Raw genomic sequence first — 9747 nt, 5'->3', positions numbered from 1 at the left:
AGGGTTCTGCCAAGTAATCAGTGCACATGGCTTGAACGAAGTTTAAGCCAGCGTCTTTTAGGCGCTGGCTTGTAATAAGCCCTTATAGGGCTGGTTCAAACCACCCCATTTTGGGGTGGTGCTGATTTTTCTATTGGTTAACTTTAAAAATATAGATGGTTGACGATAAACCGTATATTGATTAAAATTAATCTGAGGTGGACTTATTGAAAGATACTATATTACGACTGCTCAGGGAAAGAAGCCCGGAATATGTTTCCGGGGAGGAGATCTGCAGGCTGCTCAATGTTACCAGGACAGCGGTTTGGAAGCACATCCAGGCTCTGCGCGAAAACGGTTATGGAATCGAGGCCCGGTCCCGGGCCGGCTATTTGTTAACGGGCGTGCCCGACAAACTTTTTCCGGAAGAAATCGGGCAAGGGCTTTCAACCCGGTTTTTAGGCAGGAATATTCTTTATTGTGACAGTGTCCCCTCAACAAACAATTTGGCCAAGGAGCTAGCGGCCCAGGGAGCGGCGGACGGCACCATGGTGGTGGCGGAGGAGCAGAGCGGCGGTAAAGGGAGGCTAGGCCGCCATTGGTCATCGGCAAAATATAAAGGGATTTTTTTTACCTTTATACTCTACCCCCCTTTAATTCCATCTGAAGCCAACGTGCTTACCCTGATGACTGCCGTGGCGATGGCGGAAGCCGTCAGGAATGAGACCGGAGTGGCGGCAGGCATTAAGTGGCCGAACGACTTGCTGGTTGACGGCAAAAAAATCTGCGGTATCCTGGTGGAATTGAGCGCGGAAATGGAAAGGATTAACTACATGGTGGTGGGCGTTGGCGTTAATGTGAACCAGGAGGAGAATGATTTTCCCGAGGTGGTAAGGTTAAACGCCACTTCACTCAAGGCTCATGCCGGGCGCGTCATTTCACGGGTGAAGCTGCTGCAGGCTTTTCTCAAAGAGTTTGAAAAATGGTATGATATTTCACTGGAACAGGGTTTCGCGCCGGTGCTGGCCAGGTGGAAAGAGATGTCCGTTTCCCTGAACTGCCCGGTGCGGATCAGTACCCCCAATAAATCCTGGGACGGGTGGGCGGAAGATATTGACAGCGACGGAGCGCTCCTCGTGCGCCTGCCCGGCGGAGAACTTAAGAGAGCGATCTCAGGCGAGGTTTCTCTCCGCCTGTCCGAATAAACAGATTAACAGAAATAGATTCAAACTTGTCTGCCCAGGCGTCTAGGATTTGCCCGGTCAAATGGAGCGAATTAAATTGCACTGCGACTTGTCAGGTTCATTAACCTAGAGGTTGTTATTAACAAATTTTTTTAATCTATTTGTTAACCAATTAGAGTGAGAAGGTTAACATAATTCAAAGAATTATTATGTTTAGTGTTGAGTAGCTGCTGGTTTTTGTTTTTAATCCTGTTAATCTTATTAATCTTGTTAATCCTGTGAAAATTATTAATATTTTTTAGGAGTTGATGAAATGTCCAAATTTTCAGCCCGCGATATCACCATGACAGCCGTTTTTGCCGCCCTGGCGGTGGTGGCCGCGATGCTGGTACGCTATGCTGGAAGCATTGTCCCCTTCAGCCTGATGCCATTTGTGGTGATGCTGGCCGGGGGTGTGCTGGGCGCCCGCCTCGGGGCCATGAGCATTGTTGTTTATATCCTGCTTGGACTGGTAGGCGTGCCGGTATTTGCTTCGCCGCCCTTTGGCGGGCCGGCCTACGTGCTGCAGCCCACCTTCGGCTTTCTTCCCGGTTTTGTGACGGGCGCTTATGTTATAGGCCGGCTGCTGAGAAACAGGGAGCAGGGCGGCATGGCCGTCTATTTCTTTTCGATGGTTACCGGTATAGCTGTTTATTACCTTTTCGGCCTGGCTTATCTTTACGTGATTTTAAACTATTACCTGGGCCAGGCTGTTTCAGCGGTAAAAGTTTTGTATATCGGCTTTATCCCTTTTATTGCGCTTGACCTGGTTAAGGCGGCGGCTGCCGCTGTAATGGCCAGAGCGCTTTACCGCAGGCTGAACTAAAAGTTTAGCCGGTACGTATAACAACAGCCATCCCCGAAGATTTTAGTATTTTAAAAGGAAAATAGCTTTTTCATGGAGAATAATGTCTCAGCAATTCTTGCAAAGGGGGTTGGCGGTAATATGTTCCGGCTGATTAACGTGATGGAAATCCTGGTAAGCGATACAATCGATGAAATACTCAGGGCCAACAAGGATATCTGCAGCTGTCCCAGGTGCAGGTTAGACCTTGCCGCGGTGGCCCTAAATAACCTCCCCACGAATTACGTGGTAACAACTGAAGGGGAAGTGGTTAAAAGGACCGGCGCTTTAAAACAGCAGTTTAAAGTGGATATCATCAGGGCCCTGACGGAAGCCCTCAAGGTTGTAAGCAAGCACCCCCACCACTCCTAAAGAGATAATATACAGCGAATAATTGTTTGTATTTAACGGGTTTTTGCTTTGAGTATCCATGTTGCGTGATTGCTGATCACTTTGATAGAATGGGTAAAAGTGTACGGGAAAGCGGGGATGTCTGTGATCCTGGTTTTTGATGTTGGCAATACCAATATTGTTTTAGGTGTTTTTAACGGCCGCGAGCTGGTGGCAAACTGGAGGCTTTCCACAAACCGGCACCGGACCGCGGACGAATACGGGATAACGCTGAAAGAGCTTTTTTCTTTTTCGGGTAATGATATGAGCCTGATCAAGGCCGTGGTCATTTCCACGGTAGTCCCGCCGCTGACTTTTACCCTGGAAAGGGTATGTCAAAGGTATTTCAAGCTCAATCCGCTTATCGTCGGCCCTGGAATCAAAACAGGCCTTTCCATAAAATATGAGAATCCCAGGGAAGTCGGCGCCGACCGTATAGTTAACGCGGTTGCCGCTATTGATAAATACGGCAGTCCACTTATTATCGTTGATTTTGGGACCGCGACGACTTTTTGCGCCATAAACGCCAGGGCTGAATATTTGGGCGGGGCTATAGCCCCGGGCATCAGCATCTCGACAGAGGCCCTTTTTGAACGGGCGGCCAAACTGCCCAGGGTGGAACTGACGAAGCCGGCGTCAATAATAGGGAAAAATACGATCAATGCCATGCATTCAGGTATTTTTTACGGTTTTGTCGGCCAGGTTGATGAGATCGCCAGGAGAATGAAAAAAGAACTGGGTGAAAATACTAAAGTTATTGCTACCGGCGGCCTGGCGAATTTAATTTCCCAGGAAAGCTCATTTATCGAAGTGGTGGATCCATATCTCACCCTGAATGGACTCAGGCTTATATACGAGAGGAATGTGCAGCGGTGAAAATAGGCGGCGTTGTATTGGAGAACCCTGTGATATCCGCGCCTATGGCCGGCATCACGGATAAGTCCTTCAGGATTTTAGCAAGAGAGGCTGGTTGTAGCCTGGTCTGTACCGAAATGGTCAGCGACCAGGCTCTTTTATATGGAAACCCTAAAACATGCAGCCTGCTTGATATTTCAGGCGAAGACGGCCCGGTGAGCATGCAGGTGTTCGGTTCTGATACGGGGTATATGGCCGCGGCCGCGGAAATCGTGGAAAGCCGGGGCGCCTCGATCATTGATGTCAACATGGGCTGCCCAACCCCTAAAATCGTTAAGAACGGTGAGGGAGCGGCCCTGATGAAGGACCCGGAAAAAGCCGCCGGTATAATCAGGGCGATTGCAGGGCGGGTAAAAGTCCCGGTCACGGTCAAGATGCGAAAGGGATGGGACGATTCTTCCGTTAACGCGGCGGAACTGGCCTGCCTGCTGGAAAACGCCGGGGCGGCGGCGGTAACGGTGCACGGCCGTACCCGCTCCCAGTTTTATACGGGAAAGGCCGACTGGGGGATAATTGCCTCGGTAAAGCGGGCCGTTAATATACCGGTAGTTGGCAACGGGGATATATGGACACCCGCCGACGCCCTGCTCATGCTGGAGCAGACCGGGTGTGACGCAATTATGATTGGCAGGGCGTCCCTCGGCAACCCCTGGATTTTTAAGCAGACCGTGCATTACCTGAAAACGCGCGAACTGCTGCCGGGGCCTGCCCCAGGGGAAAGAGCCGCCATGGCTCTAAGGCATTTTGATCTGCTGCTTGCAAACAAGGGGGAAAACGTGGCTGTGCGGGAGATGCGCAAACACGCCGCCTGGTATATGAAAAGCCTGCGCGGAGCGGCCCGGCTGAGGGAACAGGTGAACAGGGCCAAATCTGAAGAGGAGATTAAAAATGTGTTAAGACAATTATGCGAGAGTGATCATGCTGGTTAGCACTCTTAACAGGGCGTCAGGCTGCAGACAAAGTCTCCATGGCATTGAAACTTTGTTTTGACGCTGCCGCAATGGAGCAGCCGGTTTCAACACCATGGACTCTGCATTATTAATTTGTCGACACCCTGGCGCCCTTAACGGGACGTTTTGTATTAGAAGTTAGCCTGCGGCCGCAGAATTAAATAAGTTTGAATGTCTGCCTTTGGCAGCCAGATAGTTGGTTATTTCTATCACATCACTCAGGTCGAAAGGCTTGGCTATTAAAGCGTTATATGTCCCCTTGGGTGGAAAACAAGGCGTATCGGGTATGTACCCGGATAATATAATTACAGGAATATCTTTAAGGACTGGTGTACCGTGCATTATTTCAACCACAGTCCGCCCGCTTAAACCGGGCATGTTCAGGTCCACGAACACCACTTCCGGGTGAGGCGCCCGGCTGAGCATTTTCAGCCCGGCCATTCCGTCAGAAGCCGTAGTAACCTCATGCCCTTCATCACCCAGGGCAATTCTCAACACCATAGCAATACCGGGTTCATCCTCAATAACAAGCACACGCGCCATGCTGTAACCTCCAAAATTATACAATTAATTTCACCGCACAGATTATATTTTATCACCAGGTCGGTGTGAAACATGTCGATCCATGGCATGGAATTAAATTTTTTTTGTATATTTTGCCATTCCTGGAGTAATGAAGCTTTTCTATAGAGAATTTGCCGGTTCCGTTCAGGAACAGGAGATAAAGAAATATATTTATAAATGCCTGCGGCCACTTGTAAATGGCTCTATTTATTTGATAAAATCTTTCTGTACACAATTCTGTGCACATACTGGGGAAACAAGGGAAGCACGGGGACGGTTCTTTTGCTTCCTTGGAGGAGATACTATGGAATTAATCCGCCTGGGAGATAAAATAGTCAGCCGGCGTAAAATTGACCAGGCCATAAATAGAATACTCAACCTCAGGATGAAAGGCTTGTCCCAGACAGAGGTCGCCCAGCGGTTGGGAGTCGACCGGACTCTGGTCTGCCGCCTGGAAAACCTGGGGGAGGTCAGGAAAGGGCGCAGCCTTGCTGTTGTCGGTTTCCCGATCCTGAACAAAAAAGAAGTTGAGGCTGCACTGGAACGTGAGGGAGTAGACCTGGTTTTTATCATGTCTGAGGAAGAACGCTGGCAATATATAAAGCAAAAGAACGGGGTTGACCTTTTTGACTCTATTATGGAACAGATCGCCAAGGTCCACTCCTTTGACCAGGTCATATTGATCGGCTCCAACAAGCGCATAAAGATATTTGAGGCTGTACTCGACAAGGAAGTTGTAGGCTTTGAAATTGGCGAGTCACCCATACAGGAAGATAAATTTGTTAATATTGATGAACTGATCAAACTGGTCAGAGCGGTTAAAGAATAGGGGGATTACCCATGCAAAACTTTGCCTTTATGATCCACCCGATGCACGCGGGTGATGTCGCCAAAAAGTTTAAATTTGCCAGATATGTGCCGCAGGGGGCGATAGAAAGGGCTTTTGCCATGCTCCCTTCCATGAAGGTGTCACATATCACGGGGGTTCGCTCGGCACATGCGGAGGCCGAAGGATGGTTTATCGCCTGCCCGCTCACCACCCGGCTTATTATGAGCATGCCCCAGGATTATGTGCTGAAAAAGATTATCCAGGGGGGCCGTGTCGCGGAAAAACTCGGCGCCAAAATATTCGGCCTGGGAGCATTTCTCAAGGTGGTCGGCGATGCCGGCGTCACAGTGGCAAAAAATTTGAATATTCCCGTGACTACCGGAAACAGCTATACTGTGGCGACAGCTGTTGAGGCAACAAAGGCGGCGGCCCGCGAGATGGGTCACGACCTTAAAAAATCATCGGTGGTGATAATGGGGGCGACAGGCTCAATAGGCCGTGTGTGCGCCATGATTTTAGCCGGGGAAGCGCAGAATATGACGCTGGTTGCGCGCAATGAGCGCAAGCTTGAAGACCTGGCAGCCAAAATTCTTTACGATACCGGCCTTGCTGTAAAAATAACCTCGGACAGCAAAAAAGCGCTGCGCGGCGGCGATGTGGTTATTACCGTTACCAGTGCGGTCGACACGGTGATTGAGCCCGGGGACATTAAGACCGGCGCCGTAATATGTGACGTCGCCCGCCCGAGGGATGTATCAAAACAGGTCGCCGAGGTGCGGAATGATGTGCTGGTTATTGAAGGAGGCGTAGTCGAAGTCCCCGGAGATGTTGAGTTTAACCTTAATTTTGGCTTCCCGCCGGGAACCGCCTATGCCTGTATGGCTGAAACAATGATTTTGGCCCTGGAGAAACGCTATGAGAGCTTTACTCTCGGCCGGAAGCTGACTATTGAGCAGGTTGAGGAAATTTCCGCCCTGGCAAAAAAACATGGCTTTAAATTGGGTGGTTTTCGAAGTTTTGGAAAAGCTGTCACAGACAAGGAAATACAAGGGATTAAGCTGCGCGCCGGGAGTTCGCGCCTGATCCCCGCCCTGGCGGAATAGCCGCGCCGGATAAAATCAACCGGTAAGATGGCCTTGACAAAGGGGGATCATCTTTTTATAATGTTTAGGAAAAGAAGGACTTGACTTTGGCGGGTTGACAGCCAAAAAAACTGGCGTGGCGGCATAATTGACAATGCGCTATATAAGCACTGCAAAGCGGGATTTTTGCAGTGCTTTAAGTGTAGTTAAGGGTCTTTTTGCGCTGCAGCCGAATATTAAGTGGGTTAACACATATATTGTTTGTAACGTTATTCCAGAGATAAGGAGACTGTATATGAATGAAAAGGATGTAATACTGACAGTTGAAGGTCTTAAGAAACTGGAAGATGAGCTGGGCCATCTTAAGTCGGTTAAGAGAAGAGAGGTCGCTGAGCGGATTAAACAGGCCATAGAATTTGGCGATATCAGCGAGAATTCGGAATATGAAGACGCCAAAAATGAACAGGCTTTCATTGAAGGGCGTATTTTAACTCTGGAAAAAATGTTGCGTAATGCAAAAATCATAGATGACGAGAACCTTGACACCAAGCTTGTATCCATCGGTTCAACGGTTTTGCTCAAGGACCTGGAGTGCGGCGAGGAAGTAAAATATACTATTGTAGGATCGGTGGAAGCTGATCCCGACGCCAATAAGATATCGAACGTCTCCCCGGTCGGCAAAGCTATCCTTGGCCAGTCCAAGGGCAGCGTGGTTGAAGTGAACGTCCCGGCCGGACAATTAAAGTATCAGATATTGGACATATTGAGGTAAGAGAATTTTGGAGGGTTTGTTTTGGGGCATAAAAACAGAGAAGCAGAACTGACCGGCGATGTCACAGGCGGCATTAAAGAAGAAGATTTAAACGAATTGATGCAGGTCCGCCGTGAAAAGCTCAACGACATGAGGGGTAAGGGAATTGAGCCGTATGGGGGACGTTTTGAACGGACCCATTTAGCGCGTTTTGTTTTAGATAATTATGATGAAATGGAAAACAAGCCTGTGACTATGGCCGGCAGGATTATGTCAAAGAGGGGTATGGGCAAGGCGTCCTTTGCCCATATCCAGGACTCCACCGGCCAAATCCAGATTTACATAAGATCCAACGATGTCGGACCCGAACTGTACGATTTTTTCGGCAAACTTGATATAGGCGACATAATTGGCGTCCAGGGCAGTGTATTTAAAACCCGCATGGGTGAGATTACCGTTGCGGCTGCAAACCTTAACCTGCTTTCCAAGTCTCTGCGGCCGCTGCCTGAGAAATGGCACGGGCTTAAAGACGTGGAACTGCGGTACAGGCAGAGGTATGTGGATTTAATAGTAAATCCCGAGGTCAAAGAGGTATTTGTCGCGAGAAGTAAAATTGTCAGGGCTTTCCGTAATTTTCTTGACTCCAGGGGCTTTCTTGAGGTTGAGACCCCAATGATGCAGGTTATTCCCGGCGGCGCCACGGCCAAACCTTTTGTTACCCACCACAATGCCCTTAACATCAAGTTGTTTATGAGGATCGCGCCGGAGCTTTACCTTAAGAGGCTCCTGGTAGGCGGGTTTGACAAGGTCTACGAGATCAACCGCAACTTCCGCAACGAGGGCATTTCCACCAAACACAACCCAGAGTTTACTATGATGGAACTTTACCAGGCCTATGCCGATTATAACGATATGATGGACCTGACCGAGGAACTGATTTCGACAGTGGCAAAAGAAGTGCTCGGTTCGGCCGTAATTAATTACCAGGGCACGGAAATCGACCTGTCTCCGAGGTGGACAAGGCTCCCGATGCTTGAGGCGGTAAAGGTCCATTCAGGCCTTGATTTCAGCGTGATTAAAACCGCTGAGGAGGCCCGCGGCGCGGTTAAGCAGGCTGAATTAGATATTGAGCTGGATCCGGCAGATACATGGGGGGATATTCTGAACAAGGTCTTCGAGGAAAAAGTTGAGCCCCGGCTGATCCAACCGACCTTTATTATGGACTACCCTGTGGAGATATCGCCTCTGGCCAAGCGCAAAACAGAGAATCCGGATTTAACCTACCGCTTTGAGCTGTTCATTTACGGGCGGGAGATTGCCAACGCGTTTTCTGAATTAAACGACCCGATTGACCAGAGGTCTCGTTTTTTAAAGCAGGTTGAAAAGAGGAAAGCCGGGGATGAAGAGGCCCATATGATGGACGAGGACTATGTAAACGCCCTTGAGTACGGTATGCCTCCAGCCGGCGGGCTCGGGATCGGGATCGACAGGCTGGTAATGCTGCTGACCAATACGTACTCTATTCGCGATGTTATTCTGTTCCCGCTGATGAGGCCGCGTGATTAAACCTCATATAATTAGTTTTAGTATTAACAAAATGTCACATGAAGCCAGGCTGGTTCCGACCGCCTGGCTTAACTGTTTTAAGGAAAGGGATTGGGATCTGAATACATCCATATATTACCTGCAAATGCCTTGTTGACAGGCAGTACCCGAAATGTTAAGATAGTATTCCGGTCGCGGGACGGCCCGCGGCAAAAGGAATTAAAGTTTGGAACCGAAAAATGTGACTTTAATTACCAGTGAAAGCTTGGTTGACAAGCTGGACTCAAAATGTTAAGATGGTATTCCGGTCGCGGGACGGCCCGCGGCAAAAAGGAATTAAAGTTTGGAACCGAAAAATGTGACTTTAATTACCAGTGAAAGCTTGGTTGACAAGCTGGACCCAAAGTGTTAAGATGAACTTCCGCCCTCGGGGACGGGGTTTACCGGAAACAAGTTTTAAAGGAATATACTGGCTTGACAATGGTATGTCTTTGTGGTAACATAAGTACCCGAGGCTGCCGCGAAAGATGTCAGCCTGATGTATCTCCAGGTCTTTGAAAACTAAACAGTGGATGGATGTAAAAACGAGACGTGAGAAATGAGACGTGAGACGTGAGGATGGATGACAGGCCTTGAAAGTCCAAAAGACTAAAGAGGAATGCCCTGAATCACACG

The 9747-nt window shown here is 49.0% G+C and carries 10 protein-coding genes; 9 read left to right on the top strand and 1 reads right to left on the bottom strand.

Annotated elements, in window-relative coordinates:
* Positions 1 to 197 precede the first annotated feature (197 nt).
* The 5 genes from ACOBQJ_RS16840 to dusB all read left to right on the top strand — a co-directional run bounded on the left by ACOBQJ_RS16840 (position 198) and on the right by dusB (position 4280).
* Positions 198 to 1184 carry a biotin--[acetyl-CoA-carboxylase] ligase gene (locus ACOBQJ_RS16840; RefSeq protein ID WP_421072942.1) on the top strand — a complete coding sequence of 329 codons (987 nt, stop codon included), beginning with the start codon at positions 198 to 200 and terminating at the stop codon, positions 1182 to 1184.
* Between the two features lie 292 nt (positions 1185 to 1476).
* Positions 1477 to 2028: a biotin transporter BioY gene (locus tag ACOBQJ_RS16835; RefSeq protein ID WP_421072941.1), complete on the top strand. Its 552-nt coding sequence runs from the start codon at positions 1477 to 1479 to the stop codon at positions 2026 to 2028.
* Positions 2029 to 2148: 120 nt separating this feature from the next.
* Positions 2149 to 2418 carry a late competence development ComFB family protein gene (locus tag ACOBQJ_RS16830; RefSeq protein WP_421072940.1) on the top strand — a complete coding sequence of 90 codons (270 nt, stop codon included), beginning with the start codon at positions 2149 to 2151 and terminating at the stop codon, positions 2416 to 2418.
* Between the two features lie 123 nt (positions 2419 to 2541).
* A complete protein-coding gene (locus ACOBQJ_RS16825) occupies positions 2542 to 3312 on the top strand; it encodes a type III pantothenate kinase (protein ID WP_421072944.1) in 771 nt (256 codons plus the stop codon).
* Positions 3309 to 4280: a tRNA dihydrouridine synthase DusB gene (gene dusB, locus ACOBQJ_RS16820; RefSeq protein WP_421072939.1), complete on the top strand. Its 972-nt coding sequence runs from the start codon at positions 3309 to 3311 to the stop codon at positions 4278 to 4280. The genes ACOBQJ_RS16825 and dusB overlap by 4 nt, the downstream gene beginning before the upstream one ends.
* 159 nt (positions 4281 to 4439) lie before the next feature.
* On the opposite strand, the gene ACOBQJ_RS16815 is transcribed toward dusB, so the two are convergent.
* Complete coding sequence (locus ACOBQJ_RS16815; protein ID WP_421072938.1) at positions 4440 to 4844, bottom strand: response regulator; 405 nt, start codon at positions 4842 to 4844, stop codon at positions 4440 to 4442.
* A 325-nt stretch (positions 4845 to 5169) separates the two neighbouring features.
* Between ACOBQJ_RS16815 and ACOBQJ_RS16810 the strand changes: the two genes are divergently transcribed.
* The 4 genes from ACOBQJ_RS16810 (at position 5170) to lysS (ending at position 9093) form a co-directional block, all read left to right on the top strand.
* On the top strand, positions 5170 to 5694 hold the full coding sequence (locus ACOBQJ_RS16810) for a transcriptional regulator (protein ID WP_421072937.1): 525 nt from the start codon (positions 5170 to 5172) through the stop codon (positions 5692 to 5694).
* An 11-nt stretch (positions 5695 to 5705) separates the two neighbouring features.
* The gene (locus ACOBQJ_RS16805) at positions 5706 to 6797 is read left to right on the top strand and encodes a shikimate dehydrogenase (protein WP_421072936.1); all 1092 of its coding nucleotides are present in this window, start codon (positions 5706 to 5708) and stop codon (positions 6795 to 6797) included.
* A 274-nt stretch (positions 6798 to 7071) separates the two neighbouring features.
* Entirely contained in the window at positions 7072 to 7548 is a 477-nt protein-coding gene (gene greA, locus ACOBQJ_RS16800) for a transcription elongation factor GreA (protein ID WP_421072935.1), read from the top strand.
* Between the two features lie 99 nt (positions 7549 to 7647).
* Positions 7648 to 9093, top strand: coding sequence for a lysine--tRNA ligase (lysS, locus tag ACOBQJ_RS16795; RefSeq protein ID WP_421072943.1), 1446 nt, complete (start codon positions 7648 to 7650; stop codon positions 9091 to 9093).
* The last annotated feature ends 654 nt before the right edge of the window (positions 9094 to 9747 follow it).

The organism is Pelotomaculum propionicicum, from assembly GCF_048984525.1.
Lineage (GTDB): Bacteria > Bacillota > Desulfotomaculia > Desulfotomaculales > Pelotomaculaceae > Syntrophopropionicum > Syntrophopropionicum propionicicum_A.
Note: the sequence above shows the minus strand (reverse complement) of the source record. Positions and strands in the feature narration are given on the sequence as shown.

Bases quoted from the DNA above. Each gene is read 5' to 3' on its own strand.
- ACOBQJ_RS16815 (WP_421072938.1), bottom strand. From the start codon at position 4,844: ATGGCGCGTGTGCTTGTTATTGAGGATGAACCCGGTATTGCTATGGTG.
- ACOBQJ_RS16830 (WP_421072940.1), top strand. From the start codon at position 2,149: ATGTTCCGGCTGATTAACGTGATGGAAATCCTGGTAAGCGATACAATC.
- ACOBQJ_RS16835 (WP_421072941.1), top strand. From the start codon at position 1,477: ATGTCCAAATTTTCAGCCCGCGATATCACCATGACAGCCGTTTTTGCC.
- ACOBQJ_RS16810 (WP_421072937.1), top strand. From the start codon at position 5,170: ATGGAATTAATCCGCCTGGGAGATAAAATAGTCAGCCGGCGTAAAATT.
- lysS (WP_421072943.1), top strand. From the start codon at position 7,648: ATGCAGGTCCGCCGTGAAAAGCTCAACGACATGAGGGGTAAGGGAATT.
- ACOBQJ_RS16805 (WP_421072936.1), top strand. From the start codon at position 5,706: ATGCAAAACTTTGCCTTTATGATCCACCCGATGCACGCGGGTGATGTC.
- greA (WP_421072935.1), top strand. From the start codon at position 7,072: ATGAATGAAAAGGATGTAATACTGACAGTTGAAGGTCTTAAGAAACTG.